Consider the following 20,649-nt stretch of genomic DNA (forward strand, 5'->3'; position numbering starts at 1 on the left):
ATAGCGACCTCCGGTTTTCCGGTGCTAAAGCCCCGGCACTACATCTGACAGCCCCTACACCAGTACGTCGCTTCTCCGCCGGGGTGCACGACCGAGATCCGGTGCCCGCATCGCGGGCAAACCTTTTTGCCCTTGCCGTGCACGTTCAGGAAACCGCGTTCTTGTTTGTGCAGCGGATGATCGCCGCGCTCGTACTGTCGCGCGGTGACGTCGACGGCGTGCTTGAGCACGCTTCGCATCGCATCGTACAAAGCTTTGCGCTCTCCAGGCTTCAGCGTCGAGGCGCGCCGCAGCGGCCGCAGCTTAGCTGCCCAAAGGATCTCGTCCGAATACGCATTGCCGATGCCGGCGACGAAGACTTGATTGCGCAGGACGTTCTTCAACTCGCCGCGATGCCTGCGTAAGCGTCCTTCGAACACCTCAAACGTCAGCGCCGGATCGAGCGCATCGGGGCCGAGCTCCGCAAACGCCGGCACATCGATTTGCGGCCGATCGGTCAGGTAGATGCGCGCCATCAGGGTCGAGTCGAGAAAGCGGATGTCCAGCGCTTTGGACAGCTGCAGGACGAAGCACGTCGAAGGCAGCGCGGGCGCGGCGCGGCTGCACACGGCGAAGCGGCCGCCTAGCATCGGATTGATGATGAGCTGGTCCTCACGACCTTCGAACGAAAAGACGAGAGATTTGCCGCGGCGCTCGATCGCTCGGATCTTCCGCCCGGCGAGGTCGCGCGCGAAGTCCGAAGGCGGATAGCGGATGATGAAGGCTCGCTTCGGATCGAGCACCACCGAGAGAATCGTGCTGCCGACCGCATGCTTGGAGAGCGTCGCGCGAAGCAGCTCGAGTTCGGGAAGCTCAGGCAAAAAGTCTCAACTTCACCCGTTGGACGGCTTCATCGTGAGCGATGCAGACGAGACGTTCCCCTCGGTCACTTGCACGTTGACGGGGTTGGCGTCAAGCCCCGGTGCGTGCGCCGTCACCACGTTGAGACCGACGGGCACCATGTCGATCTGGCACGAGCCGTCGGAGCCGGACGTGCACGTCTGCGTGCTGTTGACGGCGACCAAGGCGCCGGCGACCGGCTGGCCGGTGGCGAGCGTGCAATGCGCTGCGACCGAGCCATAGTGCTGCACACCGATGGCGTTCGGGTTCGGACAACCCGCTAAGAGAACCGCGGCTGTGGCCGCGACAAGACCGGCACTGAGTGCACGCATGGCGCTGCGCCTCCTATTTCCACTCCGTTTTGCACCGAACCGCGCCACCCCTCGTGCGCGATGTTATTGCACCCATCCGGCTTGCGGGAGTATAATTCTTTGCGCTGAATCTTTCGGGAAGCGGGTAAGCTATGCGCTCAACGAGTTTCTTTCAGTTAATTTTCATCGCGCTCGCGGCGAGCATCGCGCTGCTCTTCGGTGCGCCCGCTTCGGCGGATTCGCCCGCCGCAAACGCCCCGCGGGGCACCGCTCCGGCGCCCATTGCGCCGGATCTCAGCGCCTCCCAACTGCTCGCGCAGGCGCAAATCGATGCCGCCGCCGGCCATAACGATGCGGCCGCCGAGAAGCTTCACCGCGCCCTTGCGCTCGAGCCGAAGAACTTGGCGGTCCAGAAGCTGCTCGGCGACGTCGAGTATCGGCTGGAGCACTACAAAGCGGCGGAAGCTGCATACAACGCAGTGCTCGCCTCGGATCCTGGAAACAAGGATGTGCTCAACCGGCTTGGCGGCGTCTATGCGGCAGAAGACCGCTTCGACGACGCGGTCGGCGCATTCCGCCGTACCTTACCCTCGGCTGAAGGCTTTGCGAACTTGGTGCAGCAGTACACGGACGCCGGCCGGCTCGGCGAACTTGAAGGCCAGTATCAGGCAGAAGAAGCGCGCCAGCCTTACGAGACGAGCAGCCACTACAATCTGGCCGTCATCTATGAGGCCGGGAAGAAATACGACGCGGCGATCGCGCAACTGCAAATAGCGCTCGACCGCAGCCCGCGCTTCACGTATGCGCTCAACGAACTTGGCGTCGTGTACGGCAAGACCGGCCGCTACAACGACGCGATCGAGCAGTACAAGAAGGCGATCGCCGTGGATCCGGCATTTCCTCTCGCCTGGATGAATTGGGGCGTCGAGCTGATCAATCTCAACGACTACTCGAGCGCCGACGAGAAGATCACCCACGCGATCAGCCTTGCGTCCGACTACGCGCTCGCCTACGAGAACCTCGGAGTGGTATACGAATTCCTCGGCCAGTTCACGCAAGCCGTCGAAAGTTACCAGCGCTGCATCGGTCTGGACCCACGCGACCGCAACGTCTATTACAACCTGGGCGGGCTCTATCTCCGCCACAACCTTTTCAATCTCGCCGAAGCGGCGTTCATCAAGGGACTGGCCGTGCAGCCGCGCAACGAACAGCTGCACTACGCGCTGGGATTCACGTATCAGCGACAGCGCAAGTTCGCGCTGGCGGCCGAACAATTCCGCGTCGCGCTGGCCGAGAACCCGAACGACAGTAACGCGCGCGAGCTCCTAGCCCAGGTCGAGGACCAGATCAAGCACTAGGCTGCGCGGCGATCGCCTCGACTTCGATCATCGCTCCGAGCGGCAGCGCGGCCACACCAACGGTCGATCGAGCCGGCCGATGATCTCCGACAAAGCGCGCGTAGACCGCGTTGACGAGAGCGAACTTCGAGAGGTCGGTCACGAAGATCGTGACCTTGACGATGTCGGCCACCGACAGCCCTGCGGCCTCGATGATGTTCTTGACGCTCGTCAGGGCGCGCTCGGCCTGTGCTTCGATGCCGTCGACGAGCAAACCCGACGCGACATCGAGGCCGACCTGCCCGGCGGTGTAGACAAAACCGTTCGCGACGATGCCTTGGGAATATGCGGCGACGGGTTGCGGGGCGGATGGCGTTGAAATGACTTTCATGCGCGCGGTTACGGTTGTCGCGCGACGCCACCCTCTACGAAGGACAGGGACCCGATGCCCCAAACCATCATCTATACTAAGCCCGGCTGCCCATATTGCGCGGCAGCGATGGAGGATTTTCGGGCGCGTAGCGTCCCGTTCACGCAGATCGACGTCCAAGCCGATCGCGTCGCTCGTGAAGAGATGCGCAAACTGTCCGGCGGTCTGCGCGTGCCGACGATCGTCAACCCGGATGGTGCGGTCGTCGTCGGATTCGGCGGCGCCTGAACGGTGCACTAAGCCGGCGTGTCCGGCTTTCACAACGAGAGGTACTGATCCAGCTCCCACGGGTGCACGCGCGTCCGGTACTCTTCCCATTCGGCCAACTTGGCCTCGCGAAAGCGATGGTAGCTGTGATCGCCAAGCGCGGCGCGCACGACCGCATCGCCATCGAGCGCGAATACGGCTTCTTGCAGCGACGCTGGCAATTGCTCGACGCCCAGATTGGCGCGTTCGTCGTCGGAGAGCTGGGCCACGTTGAGCTCGATCGGATCGCCGGGCACGAGTTTGCGCCGTACGCCGTCCAAGCCGGCCTTGAGGATGCACGCGAGCGCAAGGTAAGGATTGCAGGACGGATCAGGCGAGCGCAGCTCGACGCGCACGCCGCCGCGCTCTTCGGGCACGCGGACGAGCGAACTCTTGGCGCGCTGCGACCACTGCACGAAGGACGGCGCATCGTAACCAGGCACGAGGCGCTTATACGAGTTGACGGTCGGGTTTGTGACCGCGGTAAAGCCGCGCGCGTGCGCGAGCAAGCCGCCGACGAATCCCAGCCCGGTCTCCGACAAGCGCAAGGGATCGCTGTCGTCGTGAAACGCGTTGCGCCCGTCTCGCTGGAAGTAGTGCGCCAGGTGCAGGCCGCTACCGTCTTGGTTCGGGAGCGGCTTGGGCATGAACGTCGCATGCAGTCCATGCCGGGCAGCCACCGTTTTCACGACCACGCGCGCCGTCGCGATCGCATCGGCCAACGCGAGCGGATCGGTGAAGGCCAAGTCGATCTCGTGCTGTCCGTGCGAGACCTCATGATGCGTCGCGTCCACGCGGATGCCCATGTCCTCAAGCGCCAAGCTGACGTCGCGCCGCGCGACGTCGCCCCGATCGATCGGACCGAGATCGAAATACGAACCGCGATCGCTCGTCGCGGTGGTCGCTCCGCCCGTCGGGGATTGTTCGAACAGGAAGAATTCAAGCTCGGCGCCGGCGTGGACGCTGAAGCCCAGCGTGGTGGCTTCGTCGACGACGCGGCGCAGCGCGCTGCGCGTGCAGCCTTCAAACGGCGTGCCATCCGGGTTGCACACGTCGCACATGAGGCGCGCTTCCAGCGGCGCTCCGGCGACTTCGGAGAAGACCGCAAACGTCGCCGGGTCGGGCGTCAAGCACATGTCCGCTTCTTCATGGCGCACGAAGCCTTCGATGCACGAGCCGTCGAACACGACCCGGCCGTCGAGCGCAGATTCGAGTTCGGTCAGCGGGATCGCGACGTTCTTGGTGATGCCATGGATGTCGGAGAACTGCAAGCGTACGAAGCGGACGCCGAGTTCGCGCGCGCGCCGCGCGAGTTCGCGCTTAGTCATTCCTCGTCGTGCTCCATCTGCCAGATCGCCAGGGCTGTGCGCAACGACAGCTGATCGCGCGGCAAGCGCAAATCCACTTTGAGGATCTGCGAGATCTGATTCAGGCGATAGAAGATGGTATGCCGGTGCACCGAGAGCCGCTCGGCCGCCTCCTTGACGTTTTCGCCGATGTCGAAGTACAAGCGCAGCGTCTTGAGCAGATCGGTCTTGTGCTTGCGATCGTAGCCGTCGAGCGGAGCGATCTGCGATTCCGCGAAGCGCACGAAGGCTTCGCGCTCCGCGCCCGCGTGCAGTAACGCGTAGACGCCAAGATCGGCATACAGCGTCACCGAGCCGCGGCCGTGCAGGCGGCGGCCCAGACTCAAGCTGTGCCGCGCCTCTTCGACGGAAGCCGGTCCCTCCAGGATATCCGCATGAAACGCGCCGATGCCGCAGGTCATCGAGCGCGCCGCCGCCTGCGCGGGGACGTCGCGCACCGCGTTGGTCGCCGCCTGGCGGGCGCGCGCGACGTCCGCGACATGCCGGACCGGGATCAGCGCGAGCACCTGGCCGGCGGGCATGGCCACCGGCGGGCATACCGCTTCGGTCGGCGCCAGCGCCTGAGCCACCGCCTCGCGCGCCACGTTCGGCAGCGCGCCTTCGACGTCGAACACCGCTCCCAAAAACGCCGTAGGCAAGACGACGCCGGCTGCGCTTGCTTCATCTCGCAGCGAAGCCGCATCGGCGAAGGCACTGGAAAGATAGCTCTCCCAGAAAGCGCGCCGCACATGCGAGCGCCCGGCGCCGCGCCGGAGGCACTCGACGCTGGCCGCGCTCGCTATGATACGCAGCGCCGCGGCTAAGGGCTGGCCGGACTTCGCGCGGGTGAAAAGGGTGACGTAGCCCGGCGGGCTTTCTCCGTCACCCGGCACGGGCATCGCGGCGCACGCCGCGTGCAGGGTGGGCGACAGCGAAACGCGCACGACGCCATTGCTGCGTCCACCCGCCTTGAAGTGCGTCGCAAACGTCGGCGGCACTTTGCCCACGCCGCCGCGCCGCTCGGCGAGCGCGAGATGCCGCCACTGCTCGTCCTCCACCAAGACCGCGCCCTGCGCGGCATCGGCAAGCAGTTGGGCGAGCGCCTTCAGACCGCCGCCGCCGGCAATGACGCGCGCAGCCTTCTCGGAAAGCTCGGCAAGTTCGTCCGCGGTCATGTTCGTCAACCGATGTGGAGGATCGCTGTGATGAGCGAACACCATTGCCATACCTGCCCGTCAATCCCTTGCAGCGGCGCCGCTGAGGCAAGGGTTGACGCGGTCGCCGACGCCGATGTAAAATCGTCGAGAACAGGCCTCGTTAGGTGAGGCGTCGACACGCAGAAAGGCCGCTACCCGGAAAGGTCGAGAGACCCCAATGGGTGACCAGGCATCGCCGAAATAAGGCGATATCTAAGACGGCTAAGTTTTCGGGCTTTATGGCGTGTCGTGCCAAAACTCAACGCATGAGGACGCTGCCGGCCACGGGCCACAGTCGCGATTTCATGACCGTTGAGTGCGAAAAGCGCCGGCGGTCTTTTATTATATGGCGATAGCGCAACAACCGCAAACGACGTCCGCACGCCGGCCGAGCATCTGGCGCTCTGTCGCTATGTTCTTGTCGGTGATCGGACCGGGCATCATCACCGCCAACGCCGATAACGACGTCGGCGGCATCACCACATACTCGCTCGCCGGCGCGCAGTTCGGCTATACGCTGCTGTGGATCCTCATCCCAGTGACGGTCGCGCTCATCGTCGTCCAAGAGATGTGCGCGCGCATGGGCGCGGTCACCGGCAAGGGGCTCGCCGATCTCATCCGCGAGAACTTCGGCGTCAAGGTCACCTTCTGGGTGCTGTTGGTGTTCGTGCTCGGCAATCTCGGAAACACGGCGTCGGAATTCGCGGGCGTGGCCGCGGTCTCGCCCATATTCCAGCACTCGGTGCCCTGGCTCTCGGCGTACGTGCTCGTGCCGCTCGTAGCCGTCTTCGTGTTCACCGTGGTGACGCGCGGCAACTACCAGCTCGTCGAGAAGATATTCTTCCTGTTTTGCTTCGTGTATCTCTCGTACGTCATCAGCGGCTTCATCATCAAGCCGGACTGGGGCGATGTGATGCACCAGTTCATCTTCCCGCACTTCACGCCGACCAAGGCCTATCTGCTGATGGCGATCGCCGTCATCGGCACGACGATCTCACCGTGGATGCAGTTCTACATCCAGTCGGCGATCGTCGAGAAAGGCATCAAGATCCAGGATTACAAGTACTCGCGCATCGACGTCGTCACCGGCTCTACCTTTACCGACATCATCGCGTTCTTCGTCATCGTGGCCTCTGCGGCGACGATCTACGTCCACAATCAACATGCCGGCGCGAGCGCGCAGATCACCGTGACCGACGCGGGGGCGCTCGCCGCGGCGCTGGCCCCGCTTGCCGGCAAGTTCGCCTCGCTGCTCTTCGCGATCGGTCTGCTCAACGCCGCTGTCTTCGCTGCGTCGATCATCCCGCTCTCGACCGCGTACTACGTCTGCGAGGCCTTTGGCTTCGTGTCAGGTGTCGACAAGCGTTTCCGCGAGGCCCCGTTCTTCTATGGCTTGTACGGCGCGCTGCTCGCGATCGGCGCGGGAGTCGTGCTGCTGCCAGGGGCGCCCCTGCTTGGCATCATCTTCTGGTCGCAGGTGCTCAACGGCGCGCTGCTGCCGGTGGTTCTGCTTATCATGTTGCTGCTGATCAACAACCGGACGCTGATGGGCGCGTACACCAACGGGCTCCTGTTCAATATCATCGCGTGGGGCACGGTGATCATCGTGGGCGGACTCACCGTGGTCTCGACCGTGCAACTGCTTTTTCCGTCGCTCGGCGGCTAAAGCTTGCTAGCGCGCCGGCTGGCCCGCGTGCGCATGTCGGTTACCCGAGCGCGACTTGCCGACGCGCGGCAGCATCTTACGCAGCCTTTCCGGCAGCACGACGTCGAGCGCATCGTCTACTGTGACGATGCCGTGCATGTGGCCCTCGTCGTCGACGACAGGCACGGCGACGAAGTCATAACGCGCGATGACGGCGGCGACTTCCTCACGCGACGCGCTCAGCGGCACGCTCACGACATGCTCTTGGATGAGTTTGTCGGTGGGCTGCGAGGGATCGCTGCCGACCAAGTCGCGCAGCGACAAGACGCCCAGAAGATGCTCGGACTGGTCCAGCACGTACACGTAATACACCAGCTCCGCGTCCGGCGCGGCCTTGCGGATGTGTTCGAAGGTCTCCCCGACCGTCAGCCCCGGCGGTACTGAGAGGAACTCGGTCGTCATAATGCCGCCGGCGGTCGCTTCGTCGTGCGCGAGCAGCTCGCGCACGTCTTTGGCCTCATCCGGCTCCATGAGATTGAGGAGCTGGCGCTGCTTGTCGGGTTCGACCTCGGCCAACAGGTCGGCCGCGTCATCGCTGCTCATGTTCTCGATGATGTCCGCCGCGCGCTCCGGTTTCAGATCTTCAAGGATGGAGAGTTGCGTGTTGACGTCGAGCTGCTCGAACGCGTCGGCGGCGGTCTCTTCGTCGAGCGAGCTCACCAGCGACGCCTGGTCGGACGCGTTGAGTTCCTCGATGATGGCCGCCATGTCGACGGGATGGATGCGCTCGATCTTGTCGCTGGGTACGCGCAAGCGGACCGAGTCGGTGGGTCCGACGCGCGAAAGCGGCTGCACGGAATCCCAGGAGATAAGCGATCTCGGAACACCGAGGCGGGTCGAACGCTCCAGCAAATGCTTGCTGAAGCCGCTCAGTCCGAGCCGGCGCAACAAGCCGGACGCGCCGATGTCGGCGGCGATGATGCGCAACTGGTCGCCGGCCGGCGCCAACTTGACGTCGTTCACACGGACGACCTTGCGCCCGTCGACGTCGACGATCTGCTTATCGAGGAGTTCGCGGTTGAGCAGCAGCTCGTCGTCAGCCGCCACCTTGTGCTCGGCGTCGCGCGGCGGAGCATTGAGGATCACCTCTTTGTCCGTGATGGCGCGCACCGAGGAGAACTGAGCGAAACGCATGCCGCCGTCGCGGCACTTGATGTACAGCCCGGTCACCGGCGGGAATTCCTCGCGGCCGTCCACGACGACGTCGTGCACCTTGCCGATAGGCATGCTCGAGCCCTCGGTCCACAGTTTGACCGGGCGGCCGATCAGTTCGCTGACGTACGCCTCGTGCAGTTCCACCATAATGCCTCTTTAAGGCCATTGTAAGGGGAGGTGTCGGGATGCGTCAACCCACAAGACCCGCGCCCTTGGTCAGTTGATGGATTGCTCCGCGAGCAATGAGCGGCTAGAGTTCATCTAGTCCGGCCAAAGATCTTGAACGTGCATGCTCCAACCAGGCAGCAGCGCCGTCAGGTGCAGCGTATCTCCGTCCTTTAGAAGCTGTGCGTGACCAAGCTCGTGCACCGCGACGGTGCGCTGGTCCGGATCGATGAGCCAGGTGATCTGCGCGCCTAGCTCTCGAAGCAGCCCGAGTTTTTCCTCGAGCTCGCGTATCCGGTCGGATGGCGATTTGACTTCGACCGCGAGATTGGGAACCGCGTCCGCGAAGCCCGCGGGAAGCGTCGGCAACCGGTCTCGCGTGACGAAGGAGACATCGGGAGCGATGATGTCTCCATTCGGCAGCCTGAACCCGCCGTTTGAACCAAGGATATAGCCAAGCCTTTTCGGGTGCACCCAGGCGTTCAATCTGCTAGCGAGCATGACGGCGATGACTTCGGACAAGGCTCCCGAAGGGCTCATGATTATTATCCGGCCGTCGCGCAACTCGACGCGGCAGGCCGGATTCGCTTGCTGCACCTTGAGGAGTTCGCGCTCTGTAAGTACCATGTGCATAAGAGAAATAACCTCACGGACTCCGTTTCCCTCCTTTCGAGCGTGCGTCAAGGGAGCAGTCCTTTTCGGGCTCGAACGCGGACCTATGGAGTTCGCTCGAGTGCTCGCCGTGGCCGAGCACGCCGCGCGCGGCGCCGGCGAGCTGCTGCGTTCGAAGCTGGGCACGCACATCGCCGTACGTTCTAAAGGGCTGCGCAGCAATCTCGTCACCGAAGCCGACACGGAGAGCGAGGCCATCATTCGGAACGTCATCGCTCAGACGTTTCCGGACGACCGCATCTTAGGAGAAGAAGCAGGCGAAAGCGGCAGCCCATCGCGCGGCCGGTGGATCGTCGATCCCCTCGACGGCACCACGAACTACGCGCACGCATATCCGCTCTTCGGCGTTTCGATCGCATACGAGTACGATGGCGAACTGCGCGCCGGCGTCGTGTACAATCCGGTTTCGGGCGAGATGTTCCGCGCGCTGCGCGGCGGCGGGGCGGAGTGCAACGGCCGTCCGATCCGCGTTTCGGACGAAGACGATCTCAAAGACGCTCTGCTGGTGACTGGATTTCCGCCGCAGCGCGACAACGAAGTGTCTTCGAACCTCGCCCCCTTCGCGGAGTTCATGCGCCGCAGCCAAGCGATCCGCCGGGATGGCTCAGCCGCGCTGGATCTATGCTTCGTCGCTTGCGGGCGCTTCGATGGGTTTTGGGAAGCCGACTTGCAGGCGTGGGATGTGGCGGCAGGCACCGTGATCCTCACGGAAGCCGGCGGCGTGGCCACCGACTATCGGGGCGGTCCGTCCGCGCTCGACGCGCGCCAGATCGTGGCGAGCAACGGAAAGATCCATCGGTCGATGCTCGAGGTGCTCGCACCGCGTGCGTGAATGCGCGAGCTGGCGCGAGGCATTCGATCTCGGGTCGAGCGAGCACATCGCGCTGGTCGGCGGCGGCGGCAAGACCACGACCTTGTGGTCGCTCGCGCGCGAGCTTTCTACGACAGCGCCCACCATCGTGACCTCGACGACGAAAGCGGGAGCTCGTCCGCCGGATGTGGCGTTCGTGGCCTACGGCAAAGCCGTGCCGGACCACACGCTCAAAGAGGCCGTCGGTTCCGCTTTGCAGCACGCGCGACTGGTGGCGGTCGGGAGCGGAGCACGCGAGGGGCGGCTGGAAGGCATCGCACCGGAGATCGCCGACGAGCTCTTTTTCCGTTGCGGCGCGAGCTACGTGATCAACGAGGCCGACGGCGCGCGCATGAAGCCGTTCAAAGCCCCGGCAGCGCACGAACCGGTCCTCGCTTCCACGACCACGCTCATGATCGTCGTCGTCGGGCTCGACGCGGTCGGCGCGATCATCGATGACGAGCATCTGCACCGGGCGGAGCGCATCGCCGAGTTGACCGGCGCCGCGCCTGGCGCGCCTATGGAGGTCGAGCACATCGCGACCATCGTGCGGGCCTACGAGTCGAAATGCAAAGACGTTGACGAGAGCGCGCGTTTCGCCGTCCTCGTGAACAAAGTCGACGCCGGTCCTGAAGTTCCGGCATTGAAGCGTCTTGGCCAAGCGTTAGCGCACGTCGAGCTCGGCGCGCTGGTCGCAGCCTCGCAACTCGGCGACAGGACGATGCGATGGCGCTTGCGCTGATACCGCGCGTGGGCTGCGTCGTGCTGGCGGCCGGCGCGTCCACGCGCTTCGACGGCAAGCATTCAAAACTGCTTGCAAACGTTCGCGGCATACCGCTCGCCCAGCATGCGATCGATGCTGCGTGCGCATCGCGTGCGCTGACCTGCACGCTGGTGCTCGGCGCGCACTCGGGGGTAGTTCGCGAAGGCCTCGAGACGCGGCGTTGCGCGGTTGTGGAGAACCGGCGCTGGAGCGACGGCATCGCGTCGTCCATACGCTGCGGTTTGCGCCTGCACGCAGCAGACGAGGCGTGCGTCATCCTCGTGGCTGACCAGCCGTTCGTGAGTCCGCGCGACGTGGACGCGCTCATCGCGGCCCACATCGCACGGCCGAGCGCCATCGTGGCGCTGCGCGCGGGGCGCGTGTGGGGCACGCCCGCGCTGTTCGTGCACCGAGATTTCGCCAAACTGCGCGCGCTGCGCGGGGATCGCGGAGCGAAGGCTTACATCAAGACGCAGTCAGCCCGGCTCGTCCTAGTCGAAGCACTTGATGCCCGCGCCTTTACCGACATCGACCGCAAATCCGACCTCGCGGCCATTACTCGAATGTAGTGCCGGGGCTTTAGCCCCGGTCATCTACAACAACCGCGGCTGCTCAGGCCGCGGTTTCGGCACTAACGGCGGACCCATGAGCGGCCGGAGGATCGCGCTCATCTCGGTCGCGTTTTGCGCGGCGCGGCCCAGATGGTGGTTGTTGAAGAAGACGAACGTCTCTTCGGCTTCCTGCGCGACGTCTGCGATGCGCGGCGCCCACGCTTGCAGCTCCTCGTCGCCGTAAAGGTACGAGTAGCGCTCGTGCGAAGCGCGCTCTTGCTTCCACCACTTGTCGTAGTTGCGGCCGTGAAAGCGCACATACCCGATGCTCGAGGTCACGTCGGCGCTCGGCCGCAGCAGCGTTTTGAATGCCGGCTCGTCGACGTTGCACCACCCGACGTCGAGTTCCCGGAGCCGTTTCACCGCGTCGCTTTGCTGCCACTCGCGATGCCTGAATTCGGCGACGAGCGAAAGGTCGGGCCACCATTCGCGCACCTGCTCCAGACGGCGATACGCGTCGGCATTCGGACGGAACGCGTGCGGGAATTGCGCGAGCACGGCGCCCAGTTTCTTGGAGGCGAGCAGCGGGCTGAGCGCCTCGCGGAAGAGCCGCACATCGTCGGCAGGCGGCTCGCTGTCGGCGGGGACATGCGTGATGCTGCCGGGCGCTTTGACCGTGAAACGGAAAGCGGGCGGCGTGCGCGCCGCCATGTTCGTAAACAGCTGCGGCTTGGGAACGGCGTAGTAGGTGCTGTCGATCTCGACCGCATCGAAGTGCTCGGCGTAGAACTCAAGCATGTCTGGCGATTTCATGCCGTGCGGATAGAACGGACCGATCCAATCCTTGTACGAGAAGCCGCACGTGCCGACGTGAACGCGCACGATCACTACCCTATGATGCGAAACGAGGCGAATTCGCCGGTCGCCTCTTCCGAGAACTCTTCAAGCTTTCGCACGACCGCGCCGGGCGGGCCTTCGGCGCACCAGCGCTTGAACGACTCGAGTTCTTGAGCGCGTCCCTCGGCGAGCACTTCGACGCCGCCATCAGGCCGATTGCGCACCCAGCCGGTGAGTCCTAGATCGCCTGCCTTTTCGGCGGCGCTGACCCGAAAGAAAACGCCTTGGACCATGCCGCGTGCGATCACATGCAAGCGCGGCACGAGCTATGCGCGCGAGGAGGGAGTGGGATTCGAACCCACGAGGGCTTTCACCCCAACGGTTTTCAAGACCGCCGCCTTCAACCGCTCAGCCACCCCTCCACGTTTTCGAAGTCGAAGGTCTTGGTTTGGTGCAAAGGCAACGATTTCCGCCAGACGCGGAAAAGGAGGGCACATCCCCGTGCGCGAGACGGCGTTCGCAAAAGCCTCGGTTCCGGCGCGCGCGCACGGGCTGCCCGGGCGTTGTTTCGCCGATGGCGCGATCTTCGCGCAAGAGCGCGAACGCGTCTTCGCCTCGGAGTGGGTCTGCGTCGGACGCGAAGAGCACGTCGAGCAACCCGGAGATTTCTTTCTTGCCGACGTCGCCGGCGAAAGTCTCATCGTCGTCCGCGGCAACGACCAGCAGGTGCGCGCCTTTTTCAACGTATGCCGGCATCGTGGCACGCGCCTGTGCAGCGACGAGCGCGGCACGCTGACCGGCTCGATCCAGTGCCCGTATCACGCGTGGACCTATGCGCTCGATGGACGATTGTCGGCAGCGCGCAATATGGCCGACGTGGCCGGCTTCGATCAGACCGAGTATCCGCTCCACCAAGCCGCGCTGGCGGCCTGGAACGGCTTTCTCTTCCTCAACCTGGCGCAAAAGGAGGAGCCCTTCTCGCAGGCCTTCGCGCCGGTCGCGCAGCGATTCGCGCGCTGGCACATCGGTGAGCTGCGCGCGGCGCGGCGGATCGAGTACGAGGTCGCGGCGAATTGGAAACTGGTCTTCCAGAACTATTCCGAGTGCTATCACTGCCCGCTGATCCATCCGGCCCTCGAGAAACTCACGCCTTCGGACAGCGGCCGCAACGATCTGATGGAAGGCGCGTTCCTCGGGGGTTACATGACCTTTCGACGCCCGGGCGGCACGCTGACGACGAGCGGAGCGACGGCGCGCCGCGCGGTAGGCGAAGTCGGGGGCGACGACCTCAATCGCGTGTATTTCTATGCGATCTTCCCCTCGCTGCTGTTGAGCTTGCACCCGGACTATGTCATGGCGCACATCGTGCGGCCCGTGAACGTCGCTCAGACAACCATCGCGTGCGAGTGGCTGTTCGATCCATCGGAGATACGACGAGCAGATTTCGATCCCAGCGACGCCGTTGAGTTTTGGGATCTCACCAACCGGCAGGATTGGCGCGTGTGCGAACTCTCGCAGCTGGGCGTTTCGTCGCGCGCATACGTCCCCGGGCCATACGCGAACCAGGAAGGCTTATTGCACGCCTTCGACCGCCACTATCTCTCAAGGATGCAAGCGCCGGACTAAAGCCCGGCTTACCACGTTTCGCTAAGGCTTGCCGATGAGTCCGGCGCTCTGGCCATACACGACGTATTTGCACTCCTCGCCGCACGGCGCTCCGCCAGGTCCGTTCGGCAAACGTCCAAGCATCGATCGACCTAGCGAGCCGTCGTCCTCGATGTCGTAGCTGCCGAGCCGTTTATCGGCCGAGGGGTGATGGTAGACGTAGGCCGCCTTCGTGCCGGGCACGGCGGGCAGCGGCGGCGGTAGATATTTCGGAACGAGTTCCCGAAGCGTCGCCGGATAGCGTCCATTGTCGACGCCGTACGTCTCGAGCGCGGTCGCAATGTTTCTCATATTGACTTCGTCCTGAGCGAGTTGAGCCTGTTCTCGGGCGCGCGAGAAGTTCGGTATGACGATGGCCGCTACGATAAGTATCACGGGGATGGCGAAGAGCAAGACGAGGCATCCGATGAGGACGAAGACCCACTTGGACGTGCCGCCTTTTTCCGGCGGGATCGCCAACACCGGCGGTTCGCCCGGCGTCTCCCTTGAGACCGGCACGGCTGCTCCGCACTTGGAGCAGAACTGCTCGCCCGCGGGAAGCGGCGCGCCGCAGCGCTGGCAGTACACGCTAGGGTCCACCGGGCTCACGCACAGCTCGTGGTCAGACCGGAGTCCATCTTGATCTTCCAAGAGCCGTCGGACTGGCGTCCCCAGATCGTGAGATAGCGGCCTAGGTCGGTTTCGGCGGCTCCTTTCGCGGGCTTGAAGGTGAACTGGTACTTGCCGATCTCGTAGGCGGTGTCGCCGTCAACGACGAGATCGGTGGTCGTGATCGTGCCCTTGGTCATGCCCAGCTGCGAGAAGACTTTCTTCTGATAGTCGTGCACGGCGGCGCGGCCGTGGACGATGGCGCCGTTCCCTCTCACGATGTCGCCGTCTTCGGCGAACAGCGCCGCGTATGCGTCGGCATCGCCGCGCTCCCACGCCGCGATGTACTGGTCATTACCGGCGTCTATGGCTTTTTGTATGGCTGCATTGGGATTGGCCGTCGCGGCCGGCGTTGGGCTTGCCAACAGCAAGACGAGCGCAAAATACAACATCATGGTTGCTCCTTTGACACCTGTTTGCGCCCCTCGATGATGCCGAAATAACCGGCGATAGATTTGACGCTCTCGTCCTGCACCTTCAATTGAAAGAACTCCTTGCAGCGCGCCGGTGCTGCTAAGAGCCAGCGTTCGAGCGCGCGGCGTTCCGGTTCGGGCATGCGCATGCGCGCCGTCCACGCATCGAACTCGTAGCGCTTGGGGTACAGCGGGTCCACCAGCTCGATCGCAAGTCCGGCGTGCTCGATCATGCGGATCCATTCTGTCTGCGTGTACGCCCGCACGTGGCTCGGATCGCGCCACTGCTCGAAGCGGTTCATGAACGCGTCGAGCTCCGCATCCTCCGGCGTCATGTTGTCGTCGAGCAAGAACAAGCCGCCCGGCCGCAGCACGCGCGCCGCTTCGGCGACAAAACGCTCGGGGTCGGCGAAGTGATGGGGTGCGATGCGGGTGACGACGACATCGAAAGCAGCGTCTTCAAAAGGCAAACGCTCCGCCTCGGCCTGCCGGAAGCGGATATTGGAAGCCCCTTTGGATTGAGCGAACGTTTCCGCGGCTGCGAGCATTTCGGGCGTCAGATCGCTGGCCACGACTTCGCGCACGTGAGGCGCGAAGGCCAGGGCCGTGTGTCCCCCACCGGTCGCAACATCAAGCACGCGCTCGACGCCGGTGAGCCGCGCCAACTCGACCAAGCGCCGCAGATCGTCGCCCTCCGCGTGACCGGCACTGGTGACGTAGGCCTGCGCGGCGGCGCCGAACTGGGCCTTGACCAGGTTCTTGATTCGACGCTCGTCCACGCCAGGCGATTCCGCCGGACCGCCGCGCGCGCCTACAATCGCGACAAAAATCGCTGGCGGCCGGGTGCCGACGAAGGCCCAACGGGCCTGAAGTCAAAAGCTCCGCTCCAGTGCAAGCGCGACCTGGAGGTAAAGACAGTGTCGTCAGAGTCCCACGCCGACCCCGCACCGAAGACCCCGCCGCAGCCTGACACACCAGACGAGATCAGCCGGACACGCTTTATGGCCCAGGCGACCGTTGTTTTGGGCGGCGTGGTCGGACTTGGTTTGGTGGTTCCGCTCGCGGCCACGTTATGGCCCAAGCCCGAGTTGCTCAGCGCGAACAAAGGCTGGTCGTCGCTGTCCGCCACAGAATTCGCGGCGCTCAAGGCCAGCATCGACAAACCGGTCAAGATCACGTTCACCAAAAAGAACGTCATCGACGGATACTTGGTGAGCGACAACAGCTACTACGTCTGGGGCGTCCACATGAACGCCGCCGAGGAAAGCCAATTCCGCGAGCAGCGGCCGGATCTCTTCGATCCGAAGTCGCTCGGCGACGTGACGTTTCCCGTCGGCACGATGGGCTTCGTGATGTTCAGTTCCGTCTGTCCTCACCTCCAGTGCAAGTTCGATTGGGATGACGGCCTCAAGGCCTTCTTGTGTCCATGCCACGGCTCGCAATTCAGCAAATTCGGCGTGCACATGAAGAAGCCCGACGGTTCGTTCATCGGCCCGGCGCCGCGCGGGCTCGACCCGGTGCCGTTTCGCGAACAGAGCGGCATCGCCGAGGTCGAGTGGGTGAAGTATTTCGCCAACGTGCCGTATCGAATGATCGTCTCGTACTCATAAGGGGACGCCGAAACATGATTTCATGGATTGAACAACGCACCGGCATCGTCTCGGCGCTCAAGGAGTTCCTGACCGAAGACATCCCGGGCGGGGCCAGCTACTGGTACGTCTTCGGTAGCGTGACGCTCATCTTGCTCACCATGCAGATCGTGAGCGGCATCTTCCTCACGTTTTACTATTCGCCGTCCGCCCTCACCGCGTGGGAGTCGACCAAATTCATCTACGAGCACGTCACGTTCGGCCAGTTCATGATCAGCCTGCACGATTGGGGCGCCTCGGCGATGATCATCTTGGTCACGGTGCACCTGCTGCAAGCGCTGGTCTTCGGCGCGTACAAACGTCCGCGCGAGATCCAATGGGCGGTCGGAGTGACCCTGTTCTTCTTCACGCTCGTCCTTGGTTTCACGGGCTATTTGTTGCCGTGGGACCTCAACGCTTACTACGCCACCCAAGTCGGTATCAACATCGCCGCCACCGTGCCCATCATCGGCCCGCAAATCGCGAGTTTTCTCAACGATGGCTCCACGCTCGGCACGCTCACGGTCAGCCGGTTCTTCGGCATCCACGTCTGGTTGACGCCCGCGCTGCTCATCGGGCTCGTCGGACTTCACCTGTTCATCTTCCGTCATAACGGTCCGGCTGGGCCGGCGGCGGACGAGAAGCCGAAGACGGTCGGGCGTTTCTACCCCGAACAGATCTTCATGGACACCCTCGTCGCATTTATCGCGTTCCTCGTTGTCGTGGCGCTCGCCGTCTATATGCCGACGCCGCTGCTTCCCAAAGCCGATCCGAACTACGGCGGCTTCATTCCGGCGCCGGCGTGGTATTTCTACTCGCTCTACGGCATCTTGCGCATTGCGCCGGCGGGAGTGCTCACGCTGGTCGCCACCGTGGTCCTGCCCGGCGTGTTCTCGCTCGTACTCTTCTTGTTGCCGTGGATCGACCGCAATCCAAGCCGGGCGATCGCCAAGCGTCCCTTCATGATGGGCGTCACCGCGCTCACGATCGTCGCGATCGTCGGCCTAAGCGCATTCGCAGCGAACGCGATCAATGCGGAGCGCAAAGCAAGTCCCGCGGGCCTCACCCCGGTCGCCGGCCTTGGCGCACCGCCCCCGACGCCGGCGCCGAGCGGCGGCGCTACCGTGGCAGCGAATGTGCCCGACGGCAAGGCGATTTACGACGCCAAGTGCGCGAGCTGTCACGCGGCCGGCGGCGCAGGTCTGCCCGGAGCGTTCCCGCCGCTCAAGGGCAACAAATACGTTGCCGGCTCCCCGAAGGCGGTCATCCACACCGTGCTCGACGGCATGAACGGCAAGATCGTGGTGAATGGACAGACGTACAACGGCGCGATGCCGGCTTGGAAGGGCAGCCTCACGCCGGCGGAGGTGGCGGCGGTCGTCACCTACATCCGCTCGCTCAACGGCGCGAAACCGGTGAGCGTGGCCGACGTCAAGTCCGTGAAGTAGTGCCGGAGCTTTAGCTCCGGAAAAGCGCGTCGCACTTCGCCGCGAACACGAAATCGCTCTCGGTCAGTCCGTCGATCTTGTGGGTCCACACCTCGATGCGGACTTTGCCCCACGCGAGGTAGATGTCCGGGTGATGGCCTTGCTCTTCCGCCATTGCCCCGACCCGCACCACAAACGCGAGCGCGTCCGCAAAGTTCTTGAAGGCGTATTCATTTCGCAGTTTGCGGTCGCCGACCGCTTCCCAGCCGCCGCCCAACTGATCCATGAGGAAGGCCACGGCGCCGGCGTCGAGCGGCGGCACGCCGCCTTTGCACGGGATGCAGGTCTTATCGGCGAGTGTGCTCATGACACAGCTATTTCGTCGTCCGCTACCCGCCGATGTGCGACATCTCGACCTTCGGCAGGTCCGAGGTCTGCGTCGTTCTCATCTCCGAGTAGCGGTCATCGCGGGCGCCCCAGATGGCGCCGAGCTGCGCGGCGATCTCGTCGTCGGACTTACCCGCGCGCAGCGGCGCGCGCAGGTCGTGTCCGAGCGAAGCGAACAGACAGGTGTAGAGCAGCCCTTCTGAGGAGAGCCGCGCGCGCGTACAATCTCCGCAAAAAGGCTGCGTCACGGAGGCGATGACGCCGATCTCGCCTTGCCCGTCGCGGTAGCGGAAACGGTTGGCGACCTCGCCGCGGTAGTTCGCTGGCAGCGGCTCGAGCGGGAACTCTTTGTCGATCGTCCGGACGATCTCGGTCGCCGGAACCACGTCATCCAAACGCCAGCCGTTCGTCGTTCCGACATCCATGTATTCGATGAAACGCAAAACGCACGGCGTGCCGCGGAAGTGACGCGCCATATCGCGCACGCCGTGTTCGTTGACGCCGCGCTTGATGACGACATTGATCTTGATGGGCGCCAGGCCGACGTCGATCGCGGCTTGTATCCCCCCGAGCACGCGGTCGACCGGAAAATCAACGTCGTTCATCGCGCGAAAGACGGAATCATCGAGCGAGTCCAGGCTGACCGTGACCCGATGAAGTCCTGCATCCTTGAGCGCGCGCGCTTTGGACGCGAGCAGCGAGCCGTTGGTGGTGAGGGTGAGATCGCGCAGTCCGGGAAGCGGCGCGAGCATGGCGACGAGTTTTTCGATCTCGCGGCGCAGCAACGGCTCGCCTCCCGTGAGCCGGATCTTTTCCACGCCCAGCGAGATGAATATCCGCGCCAGGCGAGTGATCTCCTCAAACGAGAGCAGCTGCTGCAGGGGCAGGAAGTGGAACTCGCGTCCGAAGACCTCTTTCGGCATGCAATAGGTGCACCGGAAATTGCAGCGGTCGGTGACGGAAATGCGAAGGTCGCGCAGCCCGCGGCCGCGCGTGTCTTTGGGGGGCATGGGTGAAGGGATGCGCATGCTTGTTCGTTTTGCTTCGGCGCGGTAGGGTCGCGCCCTTCGCTCGCGCAACTCTCAAGCCGCCATGAAGATGCAAGCCCTCGCTTTTGGCCTTGCCGCGCTCCTACCGGCCCTGGCCATGGCCGACCCGCCCGCGTTTGAGGCTCCCGCCAAGCCGTGGCCCTCGAGCAAGCCGCACTGTCAGAACACGACCGTCACGCTGGCGACGACGCGCCTCGAGTCGGGCGGCCAACCGCAGTACGACAGCGGCGTGGCCTTGCGCTTTGCCAACGGCGTGAGCGCGGTCGATTATCAGCCCGGCAATCCGGTCGCGATGCGCGAACGCGAAGGCGACAAGGTGCAGACCTGCCTCTACAGCGTTCCTAAGAATTGCCCGCCCGGCGACGATCGCGGCAAAGTCTATCGCGTCTACGACTACCGGCTGCACGCGGCGTACTATCTGCCCGCGACGCAGCATAGCTGCGGCGGCGCGTAGATAAGGCGCGAGCCTTCGGTTACATGCGGTTGGGGTGGGCGCACAGGCCGACGAGCGCGCCGAAATCGATGCGCTGCGTCTGACCAGCAAGGACGTCGAGCACGATGGGCGACGACTTGATCGCCTTGCCCTTGTCCACGGGCACGGCCCAATCCATCAACGCGCGTTCAGCGGAGCCGGCCGGAACGTTGACGCCCACGCGATACTCGCAACTGCCCGAGCTGATGTCGCCGACCGCGTGGGTCGAAAATGAACGGCCGCTCGAGAGGCTCGCGGAAACGATGATATCGTTGCAGCGCAGCGGGGCGGGCGAAGAAGCCGACGGCAGCCATTGCGGCACCGCGACATACTGGACGGCGATGCGCCCGCTGACGGAGGCGTTGCCGAGGTGCGCGCGCGAGGCCGAGCCGTCGCGAACTGGAGCCGCCAAGGCGCCGGTGATTCCGAGACCCATGAGAACGAGCGTGAGCACAAATGCCGATTTTTTCATGGCTTTTATTCCACCATTAATGTACCCAAAAGAGGGCCAGGCATC

General features: G+C 64.1%; 25 protein-coding genes, 1 tRNA gene and 1 riboswitch. Of the genes, 10 read left to right on the forward strand and 16 right to left on the reverse strand.

Translation table 11 applies throughout. The annotated features are described in order from the left end of the window. Positions 1 to 38 precede the first annotated feature (38 nt). Both VN934_08245 and VN934_08250 read right to left on the reverse strand, forming a co-directional pair. On the reverse strand, positions 39 to 860 hold the full coding sequence (locus VN934_08245) for a DNA-formamidopyrimidine glycosylase family protein (protein ID HXM18793.1): 822 nt from the start codon (positions 858 to 860) through the stop codon (positions 39 to 41). Between the two features lie 12 nt (positions 861 to 872). Then, positions 873 to 1,211 carry a carboxypeptidase-like regulatory domain-containing protein gene (locus VN934_08250; GenBank protein ID HXM18794.1) on the reverse strand — a complete coding sequence of 113 codons (339 nt, stop codon included), beginning with the start codon at positions 1,209 to 1,211 and terminating at the stop codon, positions 873 to 875. A gap of 131 nt (positions 1,212 to 1,342) precedes the next feature. Between VN934_08250 and VN934_08255 the strand changes: the two genes are divergently transcribed. Next, on the forward strand, positions 1,343 to 2,548 hold the full coding sequence (locus VN934_08255; GenBank protein HXM18795.1) for a tetratricopeptide repeat protein: 1,206 nt from the start codon (positions 1,343 to 1,345) through the stop codon (positions 2,546 to 2,548). Here VN934_08255 and VN934_08260 read toward each other — a convergent pair. Continuing rightward, entirely contained in the window at positions 2,538 to 2,918 is a 381-nt protein-coding gene (locus VN934_08260) for a Rid family detoxifying hydrolase (protein HXM18796.1), read from the reverse strand. The genes VN934_08255 and VN934_08260 overlap by 11 nt on opposite strands. A gap of 54 nt (positions 2,919 to 2,972) precedes the next feature. On the opposite strand from VN934_08260, the gene VN934_08265 reads away from it, so the two are divergent. Further along, on the forward strand, positions 2,973 to 3,185 hold the full coding sequence (locus tag VN934_08265) for a glutaredoxin family protein (protein ID HXM18797.1): 213 nt from the start codon (positions 2,973 to 2,975) through the stop codon (positions 3,183 to 3,185). Positions 3,186 to 3,214: 29 nt separating this feature from the next. Here VN934_08265 and glnA read toward each other — a convergent pair whose 3' ends face one another. Both glnA and VN934_08275 read right to left on the reverse strand, forming a co-directional pair. After that, a complete protein-coding gene (gene glnA, locus VN934_08270; protein ID HXM18798.1) occupies positions 3,215 to 4,531 on the reverse strand; it encodes a type I glutamate--ammonia ligase in 1,317 nt (438 codons plus the stop codon). Next, positions 4,528 to 5,724 (reverse strand): helix-turn-helix domain-containing protein, encoded by a 1,197-nt coding sequence (locus VN934_08275; protein ID HXM18799.1) that lies wholly within the window; start codon positions 5,722 to 5,724, stop codon positions 4,528 to 4,530. Before VN934_08275 ends, glnA begins: the two co-directional genes overlap by 4 nt. 131 nt (positions 5,725 to 5,855) lie before the next feature. Further along, positions 5,856 to 6,023: riboswitch (M-box (ykoK) riboswitch) on the forward strand. 68 nt (positions 6,024 to 6,091) lie between these two features. On the opposite strand from VN934_08275, the gene VN934_08280 reads away from it, so the two are divergent. After that, positions 6,092 to 7,411 (forward strand): Nramp family divalent metal transporter, encoded by a 1,320-nt coding sequence (locus VN934_08280; protein ID HXM18800.1) that lies wholly within the window; start codon positions 6,092 to 6,094, stop codon positions 7,409 to 7,411. Positions 7,412 to 7,417: 6 nt separating this feature from the next. Here the strand turns inward: VN934_08280 and VN934_08285 are convergent, their stop codons facing one another. Then, complete coding sequence (locus VN934_08285) at positions 7,418 to 8,752, reverse strand: CBS domain-containing protein (protein HXM18801.1); 1,335 nt, start codon at positions 8,750 to 8,752, stop codon at positions 7,418 to 7,420. Positions 8,753 to 8,866: 114 nt separating this feature from the next. Further along, positions 8,867 to 9,403, reverse strand: a complete 537-nt coding sequence (locus tag VN934_08290) for a Uma2 family endonuclease (GenBank protein HXM18802.1) — start codon at positions 9,401 to 9,403, stop codon at positions 8,867 to 8,869. 85 nt (positions 9,404 to 9,488) lie between these two features. Here VN934_08290 and VN934_08295 point away from each other — a divergent pair, with 85 nt between their 5' ends. Genes VN934_08295 through VN934_08305 form a run of 3 tightly spaced genes read left to right on the forward strand, consistent with a single transcriptional unit; the run spans position 9,489 to position 11,624 of the window. Further along, positions 9,489 to 10,274: an inositol monophosphatase family protein gene (locus VN934_08295; GenBank protein HXM18803.1), complete on the forward strand. Its 786-nt coding sequence runs from the start codon at positions 9,489 to 9,491 to the stop codon at positions 10,272 to 10,274. Continuing rightward, entirely contained in the window at positions 10,267 to 11,034 is a 768-nt protein-coding gene (yqeC, locus tag VN934_08300) for a selenium cofactor biosynthesis protein YqeC (protein HXM18804.1), read from the forward strand. Before VN934_08295 ends, yqeC begins: the two co-directional genes overlap by 8 nt. Continuing rightward, positions 11,019 to 11,624: a nucleotidyltransferase family protein gene (locus VN934_08305; protein HXM18805.1), complete on the forward strand. Its 606-nt coding sequence runs from the start codon at positions 11,019 to 11,021 to the stop codon at positions 11,622 to 11,624. Before yqeC ends, VN934_08305 begins: the two co-directional genes overlap by 16 nt. A 24-nt stretch (positions 11,625 to 11,648) precedes the next feature. On the opposite strand, the gene VN934_08310 is transcribed toward VN934_08305, so the two are convergent. The 3 genes from VN934_08310 to VN934_08320 all read right to left on the reverse strand — a co-directional run bounded on the left by VN934_08310 (position 11,649) and on the right by VN934_08320 (position 12,865). Beyond that, positions 11,649 to 12,488, reverse strand: coding sequence for a DUF72 domain-containing protein (locus VN934_08310; GenBank protein HXM18806.1), 840 nt, complete (start codon positions 12,486 to 12,488; stop codon positions 11,649 to 11,651). A gap of 5 nt (positions 12,489 to 12,493) precedes the next feature. Further along, entirely contained in the window at positions 12,494 to 12,766 is a 273-nt protein-coding gene (locus VN934_08315; GenBank protein ID HXM18807.1) for an acylphosphatase, read from the reverse strand. 14 nt (positions 12,767 to 12,780) lie between these two features. Beyond that, positions 12,781 to 12,865: transfer RNA gene (locus VN934_08320), tRNA-Ser, on the reverse strand. 79 nt (positions 12,866 to 12,944) lie between these two features. On the opposite strand from VN934_08320, the gene VN934_08325 reads away from it, so the two are divergent. Then, positions 12,945 to 14,069 (forward strand): aromatic ring-hydroxylating dioxygenase subunit alpha, encoded by a 1,125-nt coding sequence (locus tag VN934_08325; protein ID HXM18808.1) that lies wholly within the window; start codon positions 12,945 to 12,947, stop codon positions 14,067 to 14,069. A gap of 21 nt (positions 14,070 to 14,090) precedes the next feature. On the opposite strand, the gene VN934_08330 is transcribed toward VN934_08325, so the two are convergent. From VN934_08330 to VN934_08340, 3 genes are read right to left on the reverse strand one after another with little or no spacing between them, the layout of a single operon-like run. Next, a complete protein-coding gene (locus tag VN934_08330; GenBank protein HXM18809.1) occupies positions 14,091 to 14,696 on the reverse strand; it encodes a zinc-ribbon domain-containing protein in 606 nt (201 codons plus the stop codon). Further along, entirely contained in the window at positions 14,693 to 15,151 is a 459-nt protein-coding gene (locus VN934_08335) for a nuclear transport factor 2 family protein (GenBank protein HXM18810.1), read from the reverse strand. Before VN934_08335 ends, VN934_08330 begins: the two co-directional genes overlap by 4 nt. Then, a complete protein-coding gene (locus VN934_08340; protein HXM18811.1) occupies positions 15,148 to 15,948 on the reverse strand; it encodes a class I SAM-dependent methyltransferase in 801 nt (266 codons plus the stop codon). The genes VN934_08335 and VN934_08340 overlap by 4 nt, the downstream gene beginning before the upstream one ends. Positions 15,949 to 16,086: 138 nt before the next feature. On the opposite strand from VN934_08340, the gene VN934_08345 reads away from it, so the two are divergent. Then, entirely contained in the window at positions 16,087 to 16,779 is a 693-nt protein-coding gene (locus VN934_08345; GenBank protein ID HXM18812.1) for a Rieske 2Fe-2S domain-containing protein, read from the forward strand. A 14-nt stretch (positions 16,780 to 16,793) separates the two neighbouring features. Further along, positions 16,794 to 18,245, forward strand: coding sequence for a cytochrome b N-terminal domain-containing protein (locus tag VN934_08350; protein HXM18813.1), 1,452 nt, complete (start codon positions 16,794 to 16,796; stop codon positions 18,243 to 18,245). Between the two features lie 10 nt (positions 18,246 to 18,255). Here VN934_08350 and VN934_08355 read toward each other — a convergent pair whose 3' ends face one another. After that, entirely contained in the window at positions 18,256 to 18,591 is a 336-nt protein-coding gene (locus VN934_08355; protein HXM18814.1) for a 4a-hydroxytetrahydrobiopterin dehydratase, read from the reverse strand. A 22-nt stretch (positions 18,592 to 18,613) separates the two neighbouring features. After that, complete coding sequence (gene moaA / locus VN934_08360) at positions 18,614 to 19,621, reverse strand: GTP 3',8-cyclase MoaA (GenBank protein HXM18815.1); 1,008 nt, start codon at positions 19,619 to 19,621, stop codon at positions 18,614 to 18,616. An 82-nt stretch (positions 19,622 to 19,703) separates the two neighbouring features. Here moaA and VN934_08365 point away from each other — a divergent pair, with 82 nt between their 5' ends. Further along, positions 19,704 to 20,114 (forward strand): hypothetical protein, encoded by a 411-nt coding sequence (locus tag VN934_08365; GenBank protein ID HXM18816.1) that lies wholly within the window; start codon positions 19,704 to 19,706, stop codon positions 20,112 to 20,114. Positions 20,115 to 20,133: 19 nt separating this feature from the next. Here the strand turns inward: VN934_08365 and VN934_08370 are convergent, their stop codons facing one another. Further along, positions 20,134 to 20,604 (reverse strand): hypothetical protein, encoded by a 471-nt coding sequence (locus VN934_08370; protein ID HXM18817.1) that lies wholly within the window; start codon positions 20,602 to 20,604, stop codon positions 20,134 to 20,136. Positions 20,605 to 20,649 lie beyond the last annotated feature (45 nt).

The organism is Candidatus Tumulicola sp. (assembly GCA_035601835.1).
In the GTDB taxonomy this organism is placed as follows: domain Bacteria; phylum Vulcanimicrobiota; class Vulcanimicrobiia; order Eremiobacterales; family Eremiobacteraceae; genus DATNNM01.